The 18,501-nt window shown below is 66.3% G+C and carries 16 protein-coding genes; 11 read left to right on the top strand and 5 right to left on the bottom strand.

From position 1 onward, the window contains the following. Positions 1–50 precede the first annotated feature (50 nt). The 6 genes from iscU (at position 51) to iscX (ending at position 4,256) form a co-directional block, all read left to right on the top strand. Positions 51–464: a Fe-S cluster assembly scaffold IscU gene (gene iscU, locus HV711_RS20855; protein ID WP_013588923.1), complete on the top strand. Its 414-nt coding sequence runs from the start codon at positions 51–53 to the stop codon at positions 462–464. 145 nt (positions 465–609) lie between these two features. Next, positions 610–933 carry an iron-sulfur cluster assembly protein IscA gene (iscA, locus tag HV711_RS20850; protein ID WP_013588922.1) on the top strand — a complete coding sequence of 108 codons (324 nt, stop codon included), beginning with the start codon at positions 610–612 and terminating at the stop codon, positions 931–933. Between the two features lie 135 nt (positions 934–1,068). Next, positions 1,069–1,596 (top strand): Fe-S protein assembly co-chaperone HscB, encoded by a 528-nt coding sequence (hscB, locus tag HV711_RS20845; RefSeq protein WP_035477754.1) that lies wholly within the window; start codon positions 1,069–1,071, stop codon positions 1,594–1,596. Between the two features lie 119 nt (positions 1,597–1,715). Then, positions 1,716–3,587, top strand: a complete 1,872-nt coding sequence (gene hscA, locus HV711_RS20840; protein WP_035477756.1) for a Fe-S protein assembly chaperone HscA — start codon at positions 1,716–1,718, stop codon at positions 3,585–3,587. A 114-nt stretch (positions 3,588–3,701) separates the two neighbouring features. Beyond that, positions 3,702–4,043: an ISC system 2Fe-2S type ferredoxin gene (gene fdx, locus HV711_RS20835; protein WP_013588919.1), complete on the top strand. Its 342-nt coding sequence runs from the start codon at positions 3,702–3,704 to the stop codon at positions 4,041–4,043. Positions 4,044–4,058: 15 nt separating this feature from the next. Continuing rightward, complete coding sequence (gene iscX / locus HV711_RS20830; protein WP_013588918.1) at positions 4,059–4,256, top strand: Fe-S cluster assembly protein IscX; 198 nt, start codon at positions 4,059–4,061, stop codon at positions 4,254–4,256. Between the two features lie 97 nt (positions 4,257–4,353). Here the strand turns inward: iscX and HV711_RS20825 are convergent, their stop codons facing one another. From HV711_RS20825 to HV711_RS20805, 5 genes are all read right to left on the bottom strand, one after another. Next, the gene (locus HV711_RS20825) at positions 4,354–5,157 is read right to left on the bottom strand and encodes a glycine zipper 2TM domain-containing protein (protein WP_035477757.1); all 804 of its coding nucleotides are present in this window, start codon (positions 5,155–5,157) and stop codon (positions 4,354–4,356) included. A gap of 251 nt (positions 5,158–5,408) precedes the next feature. Continuing rightward, complete coding sequence (lysS, locus tag HV711_RS20820; protein WP_035477759.1) at positions 5,409–6,935, bottom strand: lysine--tRNA ligase; 1,527 nt, start codon at positions 6,933–6,935, stop codon at positions 5,409–5,411. 115 nt (positions 6,936–7,050) lie between these two features. Beyond that, positions 7,051–8,155 (bottom strand): peptide chain release factor 2 gene (prfB, locus tag HV711_RS20815; protein WP_013588915.1). Its coding sequence is split into 2 segments (ribosomal slippage): positions 7,051–8,073 and positions 8,075–8,155, totalling 1,104 coding nucleotides; the frame shifts between segments, so codons are not numbered across the junction. Positions 8,156–8,319: 164 nt separating this feature from the next. Beyond that, on the bottom strand, positions 8,320–10,026 hold the full coding sequence (gene recJ, locus HV711_RS20810) for a single-stranded-DNA-specific exonuclease RecJ (protein WP_035477761.1): 1,707 nt from the start codon (positions 10,024–10,026) through the stop codon (positions 8,320–8,322). 37 nt (positions 10,027–10,063) lie between these two features. Continuing rightward, the gene (locus tag HV711_RS20805) at positions 10,064–11,200 is read right to left on the bottom strand and encodes a hypothetical protein (RefSeq protein ID WP_035477762.1); all 1,137 of its coding nucleotides are present in this window, start codon (positions 11,198–11,200) and stop codon (positions 10,064–10,066) included. Between the two features lie 436 nt (positions 11,201–11,636). Between HV711_RS20805 and HV711_RS20800 the strand changes: the two genes are divergently transcribed. The 5 genes from HV711_RS20800 to HV711_RS20780 all read left to right on the top strand — a co-directional run bounded on the left by HV711_RS20800 (position 11,637) and on the right by HV711_RS20780 (position 18,474). After that, entirely contained in the window at positions 11,637–12,890 is a 1,254-nt protein-coding gene (locus HV711_RS20800) for a lipoprotein-releasing ABC transporter permease subunit (RefSeq protein ID WP_013588912.1), read from the top strand. Continuing rightward, positions 12,883–13,626: a lipoprotein-releasing ABC transporter ATP-binding protein LolD gene (gene lolD, locus HV711_RS20795; protein ID WP_035477764.1), complete on the top strand. Its 744-nt coding sequence runs from the start codon at positions 12,883–12,885 to the stop codon at positions 13,624–13,626. Before HV711_RS20800 ends, lolD begins: the two co-directional genes overlap by 8 nt. Before the next feature lie 107 nt (positions 13,627–13,733). Next, positions 13,734–14,522 (top strand): TatD family hydrolase, encoded by a 789-nt coding sequence (locus HV711_RS20790; protein ID WP_035477766.1) that lies wholly within the window; start codon positions 13,734–13,736, stop codon positions 14,520–14,522. 153 nt (positions 14,523–14,675) lie between these two features. Then, a complete protein-coding gene (locus HV711_RS20785) occupies positions 14,676–17,486 on the top strand; it encodes a DNA internalization-related competence protein ComEC/Rec2 (protein WP_035477767.1) in 2,811 nt (936 codons plus the stop codon). A gap of 184 nt (positions 17,487–17,670) precedes the next feature. Next, the gene (locus tag HV711_RS20780; RefSeq protein WP_028363415.1) at positions 17,671–18,474 is read left to right on the top strand and encodes an alpha/beta fold hydrolase; all 804 of its coding nucleotides are present in this window, start codon (positions 17,671–17,673) and stop codon (positions 18,472–18,474) included. Positions 18,475–18,501 lie beyond the last annotated feature (27 nt).

Below are 18,501 nucleotides of genomic sequence, written 5' to 3'. Positions count from 1 at the left end.
TTGCGCAATCAACGAAACACGCAGATTGAAACGAATCAAGGAGTTTGATCATGGCTTATAGCGACAAGGTTCTGGACCACTACGAAAACCCGCGCAATGTCGGCTCGTTCTCGAAGGACGACGACGCGGTCGGCACCGGCATGGTCGGCGCGCCCGCCTGTGGCGACGTGATGAAGCTGCAGATCCGCGTGGGCGCGGACGGCATCATCGAAGACGCGAAGTTCAAGACGTACGGCTGCGGTTCGGCGATTGCGTCGAGCTCGCTCGTCACCGAGTGGGTGAAGGGCAAGACGCTCGACGAAGCGATGTCGATCAAGAACACGCAGATCGCCGAGGAACTCGCGCTGCCGCCGGTAAAGATCCACTGCTCGATTCTCGCGGAAGACGCGATCAAGGCAGCGGTCGCCGACTACAAGCAGCGTCACGGCGAAGCGGTTGCAGAAAGCGACAAGCAGCACGCCTGAGGCTGGGCGTCGACGAGCGGTCGGTGAAACCGAAGGAAAGCGCGCGGTGCCACGCGGTTGACGCGAAGGCACCGTCAGGCGCGAGCGATATTTGATGCAGGCAGGGTAGCGGTGCATTCGCATGCACCGCGCAATGAGAAACGCTATGGCAATTACGTTGACCGAAAAGGCAGCACAGCACGTGCAGAAGTATCTGACCCGTCGCGGCAAAGGCGTGGGCCTGCGTCTTGGCGTGCGCACCACCGGCTGCTCCGGCTTGGCCTACAAGCTCGAATATGTGGACGAACTCGCGCCCGAGGACCAGGTGTTCGAATGCAACGGCGTGAAGATCGTTGTCGACCCGAAGAGCCTCGCTTATATCGACGGAACCGAGCTCGATTTCGCGCGCGAAGGTCTGAACGAGGGCTTCAAGTTCAACAATCCGAACGTGAAGGACGAGTGCGGTTGCGGCGAGTCGTTCCGCGTCTAACGGGACACCTCCGCGTGCAGCGGACCAAAGGCGGCGCGGGCCGCCTTTTTAGTTTGCCGCGCGACATGGCAGGCCGGTATTGCACCGACGCGCACTGGCGCGCGTTTTCTGAAGGAATGGAAAATTTCTCACTCGATGGCCTCGCTAAACGATAGCCACTTCGACCTCTTTGGTCTGCCGGCGCAATTCGCGCTCGATCCGGCCGCGCTCGATCACGCGTATCGCTCGGTGCAGGCGCAAGTGCATCCCGATCGCTTCGCCGCGGCCGGCGACGCGCAAAAACGTATCGCGATGCAATGGGCGACGCGCGCGAACGAGGCGTATCAGACGCTGCGCGATCCGCTCAAGCGCGCGACCTATCTGTTGCATCTGCGCGGCATCGACATCGGCGCGCACGACAACACGGCCATGGAGCCGGCGTTTCTGATGCAGCAGATGGAATGGCGCGAAAGCATCGAAGACGCCGCGGCGGCGAAAAACGTCGATGCGCTCGACGCGTTGCTCGCGGAACTGCGCGATGAAGAGCGCGTGCGTTTCGAGAAGCTCAGCGCGTTGCTCGACAGCGGCGCGAACCAGGCGGCGGGCGAGGCCGTGCGGCAGTTGATGTTCATCGAGCGGGTGGCGTCGGAAACCGGCTCGCAGATCGAGCGGCTCGAGAGCTAGGCGAACGCCGGTCGGCGCAGCGCTTCCGCGAGCGCGCGCGTGGCTTTGACTGCGGCTTTGGCATTACATCCAGCAACGCAAAATTCAGGACGGGGCCTCGCGGCTTCGAGAAGATCCAGATGGCCTTACTGCAAATCTCCGAACCCGGCATGGCGCCGGCGCCCCACCAGCGGCGTCTGGCGGTCGGTATCGATCTCGGCACGACCAACTCTCTCGTCGCCGCCGTGCGCAGCGGCGTGCCCGACGTGCTGCCCGACGAGGACGGCCACGTGCTGCTGCCCTCGGTGGTGCGCTACCTCGAGAACGGCGGCCGGCGCATCGGCCGCACGGCCAAGGCCGAGGCGGCGAGCGATCCGCGCAATACGATCGTGTCGGTCAAGCGGTTCATGGGCCGCGGCAAGGCGGAAGTGGAAGGCGCCGAAAACGCGCCGTACGATTTCGTCGACGCGCCCGGCATGGTGCAGATCCGCACCGTCGACGGCGTGAAGAGCCCGGTCGAAGTGTCGGCGGAAATTCTCGCGACGCTGCGCCAGCGCGCCGAAGACACGCTCGGCGACGAGCTGGTCGGCGCGGTGATCACCGTGCCGGCCTACTTCGACGAAGCGCAGCGCCAGGCGACCAAGGACGCCGCGCGCCTCGCCGGCCTGAACGTGCTGCGCCTTCTGAACGAGCCGACCGCGGCGGCCATCGCCTATGGCCTCGACAACGGCTCGGAAGGCCTGTACGCCGTCTACGACCTGGGCGGCGGCACCTTCGACCTGTCGATCCTCAAGCTCACCAAGGGCGTGTTCGAAGTGCTGGCGGCGGGCGGCGACTCGGCGCTCGGCGGCGACGATTTCGACCACGCGTTGTATCGCCACGTGCTTCAGCAGGCGGGCATCGCGCCGCATTCGCTCGCTCCGGAAGACGTGCGGCTGCTGCTTGACAGCGTGCGCACGATCAAGGAGGCGCTGTCGGACGTGCGCGAGGCTACCCTCGCCGTGACGCTTTCCAACGGCGTGAAGCTCGATCTGACGATTGACGAGGCGACTTTCGAGGCCGTCACGCAGTCGCTCGTGCAACGCACGTTCGGCCCGACGAAGAAAGCGCTGCGCGACGCCAAGGTCACGACGAAGGAGATCAAGGGCGTGGTGCTGGTCGGCGGCGCGACGCGCATGCCGGTGATCCGCCGCGCGGTCGAAGCGTTCTTCGGCCAGCCGCCGCTCACCAATCTCGACCCCGATCAGGTCGTCGCGCTGGGCGCGGCGATCCAGGCGGACCTGCTCGCGGGCAACCGCGGCGCGGACGGCGACGACTGGCTGCTGCTCGACGTGATCCCGCTCTCGCTCGGCGTGGAGACGATGGGCGGCCTGACCGAGAAAATCATTCCGCGCAACTCGACCATTCCGGTCGCGCGCGCGCAGGATTTCACCACCTTCAAGGACGGCCAGACGGCGATGGCGATCCACGTCGTGCAAGGCGAGCGCGAGCTCGTCAGCGACTGCCGCTCGCTCGCGCGCTTCGAGCTGCGCGGCATTCCGCCGATGGCGGCGGGCGCCGCGCGCATCCGCGTGACCTATCAGGTGGATGCGGACGGCCTGCTGTCCGTGTTCGCGCGGGAGCTGGGCTCGGGCGTGGAGGCGTCGGTGGTCGTGAAGCCGTCGTACGGTCTCGCTGACGACGACATCGCCCGCATGCTGGAGGACAGCTTCTCGACCGCCGAAGTGGACATGCGCGCCCGCGCGCTGCGTGAGGCGCAAGTTGAGGCGCGGCGCCTGATCGAGGCGACCGACGCGGCGCTCGCCGCCGACGCCGAACTGCTCGACGACAGCGAACGCGCCGATCTGGACGCGCTGCTGAACGGCTTGCGCGACGTGGCGCAAAGCGACGACGCCGGCGCGATCGAAGCGGCCACCAAAAAGCTCGCCGAAGGCACCGACGAATTCGCCGCTCGCCGCATGAACAAGGGCATTCGCCGCGCGCTCGCCGGCCGCAAGCTCGACGAGATCTGACGCTCGCAAACTTGCGCGAACTCGAAGACGCGCGGACTTAAAAACGCCGCGCGTCGCCAGTAAAATGGTGCGATGCCTGTTTGAGGCCGCGCCTCAGACCCAAACGGAAAACGTATGCCTCAAATCGTTGTGCTGCCTCACGTCGAACTGTGCCCGGAAGGCGCGGTGATCGATGCCGTGCCCGGCAAGAGCATCTGCGACAATCTGCTCGATAACGGCATTGAAATCGAGCACGCCTGCGAGAAGTCGTGCGCGTGCACGACCTGTCACGTGATCGTGCGTGAGGGTTTCGCCGCCTTGACGCCGTCCGAGGAAGACGAGGACGATCTGCTGGACAAGGCGTGGGGGCTCGAACCGGCTTCGCGTCTGTCGTGCCAGGCGATCGTGCCGGCGGACCAGGATCTCGTCGTCGAAATCCCGCGTTACTCGATCAATCACGCGAAGGAAAACCACTAACAGGAGGACGCAGCCATGAAGTGGACCGATACGCAAGACATCGCGATGGCCCTGACCGACAAGCATCAGGACGTCGATCCGCAGCAGGTGCGCTTCACGGACCTGCACCGCTGGGTGACGGAACTCGAAGGATTCGACGACGACCCCAACCGGTCGAACGAAAAAATCCTCGAAGCGATTCAGGCTGCATGGATCGAAGACGCGGATTACTGAGTGTGCAAGTCGGCGCCTGCGCGTGCCCAGGCTTTCAAGAAAAAGGCGATTCCATTGGAATCGCCTTTTTTATGCGCGCCGGCGTTAAAAGCCGCGCTCAGTCGGCGACCAGCGAGCCGTTTTGCACGCGAACGCGCTGGCCTTGCTGGAACGGCGGCGCTTCGTGATAGGTGAAGTAGCGCGTCTTGCCGTTTTCCATCCGCACCCGCACCGAATACGACGTCGTGCTGCGCAGATGCTTTTCCACCGAATTGCCGGCAAGCCCGCCGCCGAGCGCGCCGAGCAGCGTCATGGCCGTGCGGCCATTGCCGCTGCCGAACTGATTGCCGACCACGCCGCCCGCCACCGCGCCGCCCACCGCGCCGATGCCCGTGCCGTGGCCTTCCTGCCGCACGGCAGAGATGCCCACGACCGTACCGCACGTCGAGCAATGTGCCGCCTGCACGGGTTGTTGCTGAGCGTATTGAGGCGCCGGTTGCGCCGGTTGCTGCGGCGCGTATTGCTGTTGGGCGTACTGCTGCGCCGGGGCGGCAGCCGGCGCGCGTTGCGGCTGCGGTTCCGGTTCTGCCGGCTGTGCGGTTTGTTGTGCGGCTGGTTGTGCCGCTTGCTGCGAATACTGCTGCGAGCTTTGCTGCGCCGCGAGGTTAGCGGGCGCAGCCGAATCCACAACCGGTTGCTGGCTGGTCTGCGGCACAACCTGCGCCGCTTGCGTCTGATTGCTCGGCTCGCCGGTGCTGGACGCCTTCGGGAACATGCCGGTGACCGCCGCCGTGGCGACGAGGCTCGCGACGAGCACGGCGCCCGCGGCCGTCGCGACGAGCGGGTGAAGCCGCCGCTGGGAGGGCGGCGCCGGCGTGGTCGGGGCAGCTTGCGTGGCGGGTTGCGTGTTGGGGTTGTTCATAGGACCTCCGTCTTCGGCAGAGTGACTTTTAATGAGACCCAGTCTCGCGGAATTCGATCCGGAAGACGTTTCGAATTGTAACGATTTGCCGGAAAGCTCACGCTAGGCGCGGTTGCTCGCGGGTGGTTTTTACCGATGGTTACAAAGCAGGCGATGCCGGTTCGCAGCGCCCCAAGTGCGGACGTGCAAAAGACAACGCCCGGCATGGCGAGCCGGGCGTTCTTCTGAGAACCGCGAAAACCGCGGGGCGTTCAGTCTTCGCGACGCAGATGCGGAAAGAGAATGACGTCGCGGATGCTCGGGCTGTCGGTGAGCATCATCACCAGACGGTCGATGCCGATGCCGCAGCCGCCCGCCGGCGGCATGCCGTATTCGAGCGCGCGGATGTAGTCCGCGTCGTAGAACATGGCTTCCTCGTCGCCGGCATCTTTCTGGTCGACCTGCTTCTTGAAGCGCGCCGCCTGGTCTTCCGGATCGTTCAGTTCCGAGAAGCCGTTCGCGATCTCACGGCCCGTAATGAACAGCTCGAAGCGCTCGGTAATGCCTGCCACCTTGTCCGACGCACGTGCGAGCGGCGAGACCTCGACCGGATAGTCGATGATGTACGTCGGCTCCCACAGTTGGGACTCGGCGGTCTCTTCGAACAGCGCGAGTTGCAGCGAACCCACGCCCGCGTTCAGGAACTGCGGCTGCGACGCATCCACGCCGAACTTCTTGAGCTCGGTGCGCAGGAACGCGCTGTCGGCCAACTGCTCGTTCGTGTATTGCGGCGCGTATTTCTGAATGGCTTGCGTGATGGTCAGACGGTGGAACGGCTTCGCCAGATCCAGCTCGCGCCCCTGATACGTGATGGTCGCGGTGCCCAATGCGTCGATGGCGGCCTGGCGGATCAACTGTTCCGTGAAGTCCATCAGCCATTTGTAGTCGGTGTAGGCCGCATAGAACTCGATCATCGTGAATTCCGGATTGTGGCGCACCGAGACGCCCTCATTGCGGAAGTTACGATTGATCTCGAACACGCGCTCGAAGCCGCCGACCACGAGGCGCTTCAGATATAGCTCCGGCGCGATGCGCAGGAACATCTGCATGTCGAGCGCATTGTGGTGCGTGGTGAACGGCTTGGCCGCCGCGCCGCCGGGAATAGGGTGGAGCATCGGCGTTTCGACTTCCATGAAGCCGGCATCCGCCATGAATTTGCGGATCGATGAAATAGCCTTCGTGCGCGCGACGAAAGTCTTGCGCGTTTCCGGCGTGACGATCAGATCGACATAACGTTGCCGATATTTCATTTCCTGGTCCGACAGTCCGTGGAACTTGTCCGGCAGCGGACGCAGTGACTTCGACAACAGACGCAGTTCCGTGCAACGCACCGACAGCTCGCCCTTGTTGGTGCGAAACAGCACGCCGCGCGCCGCGACGATATCGCCCATGTCCCACTTCTTGAAGGCGTCGTACGTGTCCTGGCCGACGTCGGCGGGCGTGATGAAGAACTGGATCTGACCCGAGGCGTCGCGCACGGTCGCAAAGCTCGCCTTGCCCATCACGCGCTTGAGCATCATGCGGCCGGCAATTGCGACTTCGAGCGGAGTGGCTTCGAGCGTTTCCTTGTCGGTGTGCTCGAACTGCGCCTGCAGATCTTCCGCGTGATGCGTGGGGCGGAAGTCGTTCGGATAGGCGACGCCTTGCTCGCGCAGCTCGCGCAGCTTTTCGCGGCGCTCCGCGATGATCTTGTTGTCGTCCGCCTCGGGCACGAGGTTCGGTTGGATCGGTTCGTTCATGATGGTCTTGGTGTTCGTGGTCCGCGTGGGTTGAGCCGCTTGCGAACAGCCCGTCGGCGAAAAACCTCAGGCAATAAAAGATGCGGCGCGGCAGGCGTGCCGCGCCGGTTGTCGCTTAGACGCCTTGCTTCAGGCTCGCGCTGATAAACGGATCGAGATCGCCGTCGAGCACGCTCTTCGTATTGCTGATTTCGACGTTTGTGCGCAGATCCTTGATGCGGCTGTTGTCGAGCACGTACGAGCGGATCTGGTGACCCCAGCCCACGTCCGTCTTGCCCGCTTCGAGCTTGTCCTGCTCGGCCTGACGTTTGCGGATTTCCGCTTCGTACAGGCGCGACTTCAGCATGGCCATGGCTTCGGCGCGGTTGCGGTGCTGCGAGCGGTCGTTCTGGCACTGCACGACGATGCCCGACGGCATGTGCGTGATACGCACCGCGGAATCGGTCTTGTTGATGTGCTGACCGCCCGCGCCGGACGCGCGGTACGTGTCGATACGCAGATCGGCCGGGTTGATGTCCACTTCGATCGAATCGTCGATTTCCGGATACACGAACACCGACGAGAACGACGTATGGCGTCCGCCCGACGAGTCGAACGGCGACTTGCGCACGAGCCGGTGCACGCCGGTCTCGGTGCGCAGGAAACCGTACGCATATTCGCCTTCGATCTTGATGGTGGCGTTCTTGATGCCGGCGACGTCGCCGTCCGTCTGTTCGAGCACTTCCGTCTTGAAGCCCTTGCGTTCGCAGTAGCGCAGATACTGGCGCAGCAGCATGGACGCCCAGTCGCACGCCTCGGTGCCGCCCGCGCCGGCCTGGATGTCGAGGAACGCGTTGTTCGGGTCGGCGGGATTCGCGAACATGCGGCGAAATTCCATGTCGGCGACGCGCTGCTCGAGCGCTTGCGCGTCCGCTTCGCAGGCGACGAGCGTTTCGTCGTCGCCTTCTTCACGCGCCATCTCGAACAGGTCTTGCGCGTCGCGCAGGTCGTTGTGAAGCGAGGTGAGTTTGCCGACGGTGTCGTCGAGCAGTTTCTTTTCCCGGCCGAGCGCCTGGGCGTGTTTCGAGTCGTTCCAGACGTCCGGGTCTTCGAGTTCCCGGTTGACTTCGATCAGACGACGTGACTTGTCGTCGTAGTCAAAGATACCCCCGTAGGTCGGCCGCGCGCGTGCGCAGGTCCGCCAGAGAGGCTTCGATCGCGTTGAGACGTTCCGCTTCCATGTCGATCTTGTGTGGCTTCGTAAAAAGGGGAAATTATAGCCGATCGGCGTGCCGCGCCGCAGGCCTGTCGGCGATCCGGCGCGTGTTTGGGGTTGATTTTGCGGAGATTTTCGACGCCGCGCGCAGTTTTCGCGCGCGGCGGCGGGCGGCTTGCCGCGAGCGCTCTAGCTTGCCGCGTGTTCGACGATCAGCTGCACGCGCGAGACGCCGTTCCATGTGTCGCTCGCGAGCCGGTATGCAACCGTGGTGCGCGCGGGCAGCGTGTCCGTGTGATTGAACCAGATCGCGTTAAAGCGCTGGCGCCCGCGCATGAGCTGCAGCTTGAGGTGCTTGTCCTTCACTAGCGCCTGCGAGGCGACATCGAATTCGCCCGAAAACACCGGCGCCGGAAAGCCTTGGCCCCAAACGGCCGCATCCAGCATTTCGACGAACTGCGGCGTGAAGTAGGCGTCTTCGAGCTCGCCGTCGGTCTCGACGGTGCGCGAGAGCGCGTCGTCCGTCAGCCACTCGCGGCCGACCGCTTCGAACGCGGCCGTGAAGCGCGGCACGTCCGCGGTGGCGAGCGTGAGACCCGCGGCCATTGCGTGGCCGCCGAACTTGACGATCAGGCCAGGTTCGCGCTTCGAAATGAGATCGAGTGCATCGCGCAGATGAAAGCCCGCGATCGAGCGCCCGGAGCCCTTGACGAGCCGGCCGCTGTCGTCGGCGAGCGCGAAGGTGAACGCGGGGCGGTGGAACTTCTCCTTCAGCCGTCCCGCGACGATGCCGATCACCCCTTGATGCCACGCCGGGTTGAAGAGCGTGATGGTGGTGGCGCCGTCGGGGTCGATCGACGAGAGGTCGTCGAGCGCCTGCTGCTGCATGCCGGCTTCGATTTCGCGGCGCTCGCGGTTCATCGTGTCGAGCTGCTGCGCGAGTTCCCATGCGCGGCCGACGTCGTCGGTGGTCAAGCATTCGATGCCGAGCGACATGTCCGACAGGCGTCCCGCCGCGTTCAGCCGCGGGCCGAGCGCAAAGCCGAGGTCGAAGCCGGACGCGTTGCGCGCGTCGCGTGCCGCCGCGCGAAAGAGGGCGGCAATGCCCGGCTGCATCTTGCCTTTGCGGATGCGCTGCAGCCCTTGCGCGACGAGCACGCGGTTGTTGCCGTCGAGCTTGACCACATCGGCGACGGTGCCGAGCGCGACCAGATCGAGCAGGCCGTCCAGACGCGGCTCGGGGAACGCGTCGCCAAACGCGCCGCGCCGGCGCAGTTCCGCGCGCAACGCGAGCAGCACGTAAAACATCACGCCGACGCCCGCTATGCACTTGCTCGGGAACTCGCAGCCCGGCTGGTTCGGATTGACGATGGCGCGCGCCGCCGGCAACTGGTCGCCGGGCAGGTGGTGATCGGTGACGAGCACGTCGATGCCGAGTGCGTTGGCCGCCTCCACGCCTTCCACGCTCGCAATGCCGTTGTCCACGGTAATCAGCAGTTCCGGCTTGCCCGACGCGCGCTGCGCGGCCAGCGCGACGATCTCCGGCGTGAGGCCGTAGCCGTATTCGAAGCGATTCGGCACGAGATAGTCGATCTGCCCGCCGAACATGCGCAGCCCCCGCACCGCGACCGCGCAGGCGGTGGCGCCGTCGCAATCGTAGTCGGCGACCACCAGCATGCGGCGTTTTTGCTCGATCGCGTCGGCAAGCAGCACGGCGGCCTCGTCGCAACCTTTGAGCGCGGCGGGCGGCACGAGGCGCGCGAGACCGGTTTCGATTTCGTCGGGCAGGCACACGCCGCGCGCCGCATAGAGGCGCGCGAGCACCGGATGCAGGCCGTGGCGCACGAGGACTTCGGCGTCGGCGGGAGAACAGGCGCGCGTAACGATTCGGGTCATGCTGGGAGGCCGTGAGTCAGGTCGGTCATACGTTGGGTCATTCGATGAAAAGCGAGGCCAGCACGCGCCGCCGCCAGAATTTGCGCAGGTCGCCGCGCGTGATCGCAAGCGTGACCGAGCCGGTGTCGCCGCACAGCGTCAGGCCGAGTTCGGCGAGCGCGCCGGATTCGAGCGCCGCGAGCGCCGGGGCGAACCAGTCGTCCTCGAGCGCCGCGAACGACGCGTTCCAGCGCGCCCAATCCTGCTCGATGAAAGGCGCGGAAAAGGGATCCAGTTCGACGAGCGTGCTGTGTGACGAGCCGCTTGCCGCATCCGCGCCGCCCGGTTGACTGACGAGCGCGCCGAACGACGCCGGCGGGGCGGCGTTCTGGACGCCGGCCGTCATCGCGAGGCCGCGTGTGGCAGCGGCGTCGGAGAACACGCGCGCAAACGGGCTGTGCACCGGCCGCGCCGCGCCTTGCGCATGAAACCAGATCGAATTGACGGCCGGCAGGCCGCGCGCCTCGCGCGCTTCATTAACGGGGTGCTGGAACCACGCCATCTGCACTTCGTTCTGCAGTTTCATCCACGCGCGCGAACGCTCGCCGGAATGCGCTTCGTGCGGCAGCCAGATTTCGATGTTGCGGCCGCTCGCGCGCAACGGCGAAGCGCCCGCGAGCGTGCCGAAACCTTCGCCCGACAGATACCAGCGCGTGGGCTTCGGCGCCTCGATGCGCACGCCCAGCTCTTCGATCAGCGGACGCGCCACCGCGAGGAGCGCGCTCGCTTCTTCATCGGACAGGTCGAGCGATGCCGGGTCGATCAGCACGAGATGATCATGTGCGATGCGCACGTGCACGGGCTGCACGCAGGCCCAGGTCGCGTCGCCGGGCTGGCCGCCGTCGGCGCGCAGCATGTACGGCGCGAGCGGCGCTTCGTCGGCGGCTGCGGCGGCTGCGGGGGCTGCGGCGGAGCCGGCGGATAAAGCGCCGAACTGGCGCGCGATCCAGCGTTCGTGCGGCAGCGTGCGCTGGAAATCCTCGCCGATCACGCGTTCCGCCAGCGTCGCGCGTGCGATCAGCCGGTCGAGAGCGGGACTGCGAATGTCGTGGAGGGCGGTGGCGGCGTCGGCTGCGGCGGGCAGCGCGAAAGGAAGCAGAAGATGGAGGCGGTTGGCGTGCATGATGCTGCGCATTGTAGGGCAAAGCGCGCGGCGGTTTCGATCGAAGCGGCGCGGCGCACGCCGCCTGCATGGTGCCGCCCGGTGGCAGGTCGCGTGGCGAGGGACTGCGTGGGGCAGCGCGCCGACCGTGAGCGCGTGGCGGGGGACTGCGCGGGCAGCCACCACCTGCCGTCATTGGGTCCGCCGGTCCCAGCGGTCTCCTCTTTACGCGGCGGCGCGGCATTGTATGGCAAACTTCGCGCTTGGTTGACGGTGGCGGCATCGGCAATCGTCTGGACGGGCTTGAACGGCGCTGCCTGGCCGGAACCATCCGGAGTGCCGCGACACCAATGATCAGGACACGTATCAGGACACGTCGGGCGCCGGATGCACCCGCCAGCAGCTCGCCAGAAGCCCGCAGCCGCGGCACGGCGGTCTGGGTGGTCGAAGAACGCAGAAAAGGACTCGCTTGAAATTTCCCTACGAATGGCAGATCGGCTGGCGCTACACGCGCGCCGGCAAACGCACGACCGGCAACGGCTTCATTTCGTTCATCGCGCTCGTGTCCATGTCGGGCATCGCGCTCGGCGTGGCGGCGCTGATCGTCGTGCTCTCGGTGATGAACGGCTTCCAGAAGGAAGTGCGCGACCGCATGCTGTCGGTGCTCGCCCACGTCGAAATTTTTTCGCCGACGGGCTCGATGCCCAACTGGCAGCTCACCGCCCAGGAAGCGCGCCAGAACAAGGAAGTGATCGGCGCCGCGCCCTACGTCGAAGCGCAGGCGCTGCTCACGCGTCAGGATGCGGTGAGCGGCGTCGCGCTGCGCGGCGTCGAACCGACGCTCGAGCCGCAGGTGTCGGACATCGGCAAGGAAATGAAAGGCGGCAAGCTGACCAATCTCGTGCCGGGCGAGTTCGGCATCGTGCTGGGCGCGGATCTCGCGACCAATCTCGGCGTGGCCGTCAACGACAAGATCACCCTCGTCGCGCCCGAAGGCACCATTACGCCGGCCGGCATGCTGCCGCGCCTGAAGCAGTTCACGGTGGTGGGCATTTTCGAATCCGGGCATTACGAGTACGACAGCACGCTTGCGCTCATCAACATCAAGGACGCGCAGGCGTTGTTCCGGCTGCCCGCGCCGACCGGCGTGCGCCTGCGGCTCGTCGACATGCAGCGGGCGCCCGAAGTCGCGCATCAGCTCGCGCGCACGTTGTCGGGCGACCTGTATATCCGCGACTGGACGCAGCAGAACAAGACCTGGTTCTCGGCCGTGCAGATCGAAAAACGCATGATGTTCATCATCCTCACGCTGATCATCGCGGTGGCGGCGTTCAATCTGGTGTCGTCGCTCGTGATGACGGTGACCAACAAGCAGGCCGACATCGCGATTTTGCGCACGTTGGGCGCGCAGCCGCGCTCGATCATGAAGATCTTCGTCGTGCAGGGCGTGACGATCGGTTTTATCGGCACGGCAACGGGCGTCGCGCTCGGTTGCCTGATCGCGTGGAGCATTCCATGGCTCGTGCCGATGATCGAGCATGCGCTCGGCGTGCAGTTCCTGCCGCCTTCCGTGTATTTCATCAGCGAGCTGCCGTCCGAGCTGATTCCGGCCGACGTCGCGCGCATCGGCATCATTGCCTTCCTGATGTCGGCGGTGGCGACGCTTTACCCCAGCTGGCGCGGCGCCAGGGTCCGTCCTGCGGAGGCGCTGCGCTATGAATGACCGTTCCGCAACTTTATCCATGGCCGCTCAGGAAATGACGCCGCATCCCTACGTGCTGGAAGCGACCGGCATTTCGAAGTCCTTCATGCAGGGCGGGCTGAACGTCCAGGTGCTCAACAACACGCAACTGAGCGTGCGGCGCGGCGAGAAGCTCGCGATCGTCGGCGCGTCGGGTTCGGGCAAGAGCACGCTGCTGCACGTGCTCGGCGGTCTCGACGAACCGAGCGCAGGCCATGTCTCGGTGATGGGTAAGCCGTTCACGCAACTCTCCGAGCGCGAACGCAACGACCTGCGCAATCGCGCGCTCGGCTTCGTGTATCAGTTTCATCATCTGCTGCCGGAGTTTTCCGCGCTCGATAACGTCGCGATGCCGCTGCGCATCCGCCGCATGACGACGGAAGCCTCGCGCCGCGAGGCGCTCGCGGTGCTGGAGCGGGTCGGCATGGCGCATCGCGCGAAGCATCGGCCGGGCGAGCTGTCGGGCGGCGAGCGTCAGCGCGTGGCGATTGCGCGGGCGCTCGTCACCAAACCGGCCTGCGTGCTCGCCGACGAACCGACCGGCAACCTCGACGGCAGCACGGCCGACACGGTCTTCAATCTGATGCTCGAACTGTCGCGAACGCTCGAAACGAGCTTTGTGATCGTCACGCACGACCCGGAACTGGCGGGGCGCTGCGATCGCATCATGCGCTTGCGCGACGGCGTTCTGTACGAAGAGCCGCCCGTGCCGGTGTGACCGCGAGGCAGTGAGGCTGCCGGCGGCATACGCAGGCGCGAGCTGTGCTTCCTTGCTTCTACGGCGGCCATCCGCTCGCCAAATCCGCTCTGATAACGAGGCAAGTCATGTGGATCGATACGCACTGCCATCTCGACGCGTCTGAATTCGACGCCGACCGCGAGCACGTCGCGGCGGCGGCGCACGGCGCGGGTGTCGGGCGTATCGTGATTCCGGCGATCGGGCGGCAGAACTTCGCGACCGTGCGCGAACTTGCGCACAGCTTCGAGGGTGGTGCGTACGCGCTCGGTATTCATCCGCTCTTCACGCCTGCCGCGCAGGAACACGACCTCGATCTGCTGCGCGTGGAAGTCGAAGCGAGTCTCGACGATCCGCGCTTTGTGGGCATCGGCGAAATCGGTCTGGACTATTTCGTCGACGGCCTCGACGACGCGCGGCAGCAGTTCTTCTACAACGGCCAGCTGGAAATCGCGCGGGAATTCGATCTGCCGGTGATCTGCCACGTGCGCAAATCGCAGGATCAGGTGATCAAAGGCTTGCGCCGCCATCAGATTCACCGCGGCATTGCGCATGCGTTCAACGGCAGCTTCCAGCAGGCGCAGGCGTATATCGATCAGGGCATGCACCTCGGCTTCGGCGGCAATCTGACGTTCGAGCGCGCGCGGCAGATTCGCCGGCTGGCCGAACAGTTGCCCTTCGACGCGCTCGTGGTCGAAACCGACGCGCCCGACATCCCGCCTGCGTGGATCTACAAACAGCGCAACTCGCCCGAGCAGATTCCGGGCATCGGCGCGGGCCTCGCGCAATTGCGCGGCATGGCCGTCGACGAAGCCGCCCTAGGCACAACGGCTAACGCGCTCGCCGCGCTGCCGCGGCTCGCCCTTTCGTCTGCATAATCGTTCCGGTTGATCTGAGTGGTTCGCGCCGGGCGGGATCCACGCCCGGGCGACGCTCGCGCTTCGCGCGCGGTGCGCTGTGCGCCGGGCGATGTCCGCGGTTTCGCCGGCGCATGGCGGGCGGAGGGCGGGCGGAGGGCGGGCGGAGGGCGGATGCGCGCATGGTGGGGTGGATTTACGTTGGGCGTGGTGTGGCTGCAGCGGCAGGCGGCGCTGCCTGGCTTGGGCGGCTGGTGCGCGCTTGTCGTGTTGGGCGGTGCGGCGTCGGCCGTCGCTGTCTGGGGCTTGCGTGGCCGCTGCCTTGTCTGGGGCGAGGAGCAAGGCGCGCCTTTACATGAGGGGTTGCGACACTGGCGTGGCTTCGCGGGTTGGGGCGCGCTTTGCTGCGCGGCGTGGTGCGCGGGTTTCGGTTATGCCGCCTCGCGTGCCGAAGCGAGGCTCGCGTCCAGCTTGCCGCTCGCGTGGGAGGGGCGCGACCTCGACGTCACAGGCACGATCAAGGGTCTGCCTGCGCGCGACGAGAAAGGCGCGCGCTTTTTCTTCGACGTCGAGTCTTTCGACCCGCCCGACTCGGGTCTCGCGCCCGCCGCGCGGGCCGGCTTGCCGCGCGTCGTCCAGCTTGCATGGATAGCGGACGAAGCCCCGCCGCCGCTCGAACCGGGCGAGCGCTGGCGTTTGCGTGTGCGTCTGAAACGGCCGCACGGCAATGCCAATTTCGGGCTGCGCGACGCGGAAGCCGCTTTGCTCGCCCGCGACGTGCGGGCCACCGGCTATGTGAGTGCGCCAGCACAGTCGGCGCGGCTGGCGGGAGGCGCGCACGGAATCGGCGTGAGCGTCGACCGCTGGCGCGCGGCGCTGCGTGCGCGAATCGACAAGGTGCTCGCGAGTGCGCCGCATCGCGGTATCGTCGTCGCGCTGGCGATCGGCGCTCAGGACGAAATCAGCGCCGCCGACTGGCAACTGATGCGCGCGACCGGCACGAGCCATCTGGTGGCGATTTCGGGCTTGCATATCGGCTTTGCCGCGGGCCTCGCCGCATGGCTTTTCGGCACCTTCTGGCGACGGTCTGGATGGCTCGGCCGCAACTGGCCGTTGCGGCTGCCCGCGCAGATCGTCGCGGTGACGGGCGGCGTGCTGTTCGCCGCACTGCACGCCGCGCTCGCCGGCTTCAATGTGCCGGTGCAGCGCGCGCTGTGGATGGCGAGCGTGGTCGCGCTTGCCTATGTGAGCGGGCGCAATGTGCCGCGCTCGGCCGTCCTGGCGTGGGCGCTCGGGCTCGTGTTGCTGATCGACCCCTGGGCGGTGGTGTCGGCGGGATTCTGGTTGTCGTTTTGCGCGGTCGCGGCCATTCTTTACGCTACGTCGGGACGGCCGCGTATCCAGGACCATGAGCAGCACACCGACGAGATCGACGAGGCGAGCGGCCTCGGGGCGGGCCGCGCTTCACGCTGGTCGCGCCTGCGCGCTGCTGCTGCGCGGCGCCTGCGCGCTTTCGGCGAGCGGCTGCACGGCGCTGCCCACGTGCAGCTCGCCGTCACGCTGGCGCTCGCGCCGCTGACCGTTTACTGGTTCGCGCAAATTCCGTTGATCGGCCCGCTCGCGAATGCGTTCGCGATTCCGTGGGTGAGCGTGCTCGTCACGCCGTCGGTATTGGCGGGTCTCGCGTTGCCTGCGCCGCTCGACGCATTCGCGCTGCGCCTTGCTCACGGTCTGCTCGATGCGATGATGGCGGGGCTGCAATGGCTGTCGGGGCCGCGCTGGGCACTCTGGTGGCTGCCGCAACCGGACGGATGGACGCTCGCCGCCGCCGCGGCGGGCGTGCTGTGGTGTCTTGCGCCACGCGGCTGGCCGTTGCGCTGGGCGGCGCCGCTCACGTGGCTGCCGCTTGTCGCCGCGGCGCCGTCGGGCCCGCCGCACGGCAGTTTCCGGCTGACCGCGCTCGATATCGGTCAGGGCACGTCGGTGCTCATCGAGACCGCGCATCATGCACTGCTGTTCGACGCCGGGCCGGGGCCCGAGTCGACCCACGCCGGCGAGCGCGTGGTGGTGCCGTTTTTGCGCGCACAGGGCGTGAACGTGCTCGATACGCTCATCGTCAGTCATGCCGATTCCGATCACTCAGGCGGCGTGCCGGCTGTGCTCGAGGCCATCGAGGTTCGTCAGATGGTCGCGGCGCTCGCGCCCGCCAATGCGCTTTGGGCCAATGCGCGGCAACACGGCGCAGACACGTTGCCGTGCGCGGCGGGGCAGCGCTGGCAATGGGACGGCGTCGAATTCGCGATGCTCTGGCCCGACGCGGGGCCGCTGCAAGGCAAGCCGAACGCGCATTGCTGCGTGCTGCGAGTGAGCACGTTGCCTCGGGCGGGGGACGGGCCGACTGACGGGGCGATTAACGGCGCGCGCAACGCACCGACCAACGGACCGACCCGCGCGCGGAACGCGGCGGTTAGCGAAGCGGGCAGTGCGGCGAATCCCGCACGCGACCCGCAAGTCGAGGGCGAACCCCTGGCCGCTCTTCTGACCGCGGACATCGAAGCGCCGACTGAACGCATTCTGCTTTCGCGCGATCCCGCGATGCTGCGCGCTCAGGTGCTCGTGGTTCCGCATCACGGCAGCAAGACTTCTTCCACCGAGCCGTTCCTCGATTCTATCGACCCGCTCGTCGCGCTATTTCAGGTAGGCTATCGCAACCGGTTTCATCATCCCAGTGCGGGCGTGCTCGCGCGTTATACGGCGCGGCATATCGAGCTGGGCAGGAGCGATGCGGATGGCGCCGTGCGCGTTCTTGTGGAGCCGCACTTCGCGGCGCGAGGAGATCGCAACGCGGGGTCACAAGCGGGTCCGCAAGCGGGCCTGACCGGAGGTCCAACGGCAGGCCCGGATGCAGATCCACAAACGCGAGGCGCCGCGCTCACGGTCGAGCGTTATCGCGACACGCAGCGGCGCTACTGGATGGACCGTTGAACGCTCGTTCCACGTTCGCGGATTCGGCCCGTGAACACGGAGCCATCACAAAAGAAGACGCTAAAAGAGCGGCGGCCTGCCCACGCAGCCACCAGGCAGGCGTCGCGACGAGGGTGCCGCGGAGCATCTGCAGGAGGCGCAAAGCTTCAGCGGCCGCGCGACAACAGAACGGAGATAACCGCAGTTGAAAAACATCATTCACTTTTCGCACGCGAACGGCTTTCCGGCCTCGACTTACCGGACTATTTTCGCCGAACTCTCCGACGACTACGAAGTGCGCTACATCGAACGCATTGCGCACGACCCGCGCTTTCCCGTCACGCAGGACTGGCCGCATCTGGTCGAGCAGTTGCTGGACGACGTCGGGCGCCGTTATGAGCAGCCGGTCTGGCTCGTCGGTCATTCGCTCGGCGGCTATCTTTCGCTGATGGCCGCGCTGAAAAAGCCGCAGTGGGTGAGGGGCGTGGTGATGCTCGATTCGCCGGTGGTGGCCGGCTGGCGCAGCAGCATTCTGCGCGTGTCGCAGTGGACGGGGCTCGACGAGCGGCTCTCGCCGGCCGCCGCCACGCGCACGCGCCGCACGCACTGGGCGAGCCGCGAAGAGGCATGGCGGCATTTCCATTCGAAGCCCGCGTTCGCGCGTTGGGACGAGCGCATGCTGTCCGACTATATCGACTTCGGCATTCCGCAGGTTGCACACGACGGCTCGCGCAGCCTCGCATTCGACCGGCGCATCGAATATCAGATCTACCGGACCTTGCCGCACACGCTCGGCGCGCGGCTCGCGCGCGGCGCGCCGGTGCCGGTTGGGTTCATCGCCGGCACGCGGTCGAAGGAAATCCGCCAAGTCGGTTTGAGCGCTACCCGCCGCGCCACGGGCGGTCACGTCGAATGGATCGAGGGCAGCCATCTTTTTCCGATGGAAAAACCGATCGAAACCGCGCGCGCGGTGCAGCGGATGTTGCGCGAACTGGGCGAGCGCGGCTGACGCGGCGCGCGGCGATCGTGTGGAGTT

The sequence above is a fragment of the Paraburkholderia phenoliruptrix genome, assembly GCF_902859825.1.
Classification (GTDB): Bacteria; Pseudomonadota; Gammaproteobacteria; order Burkholderiales; family Burkholderiaceae; genus Paraburkholderia; species Paraburkholderia phenoliruptrix.
This window is presented reverse-complemented; position numbering and strand designations above follow the sequence as displayed.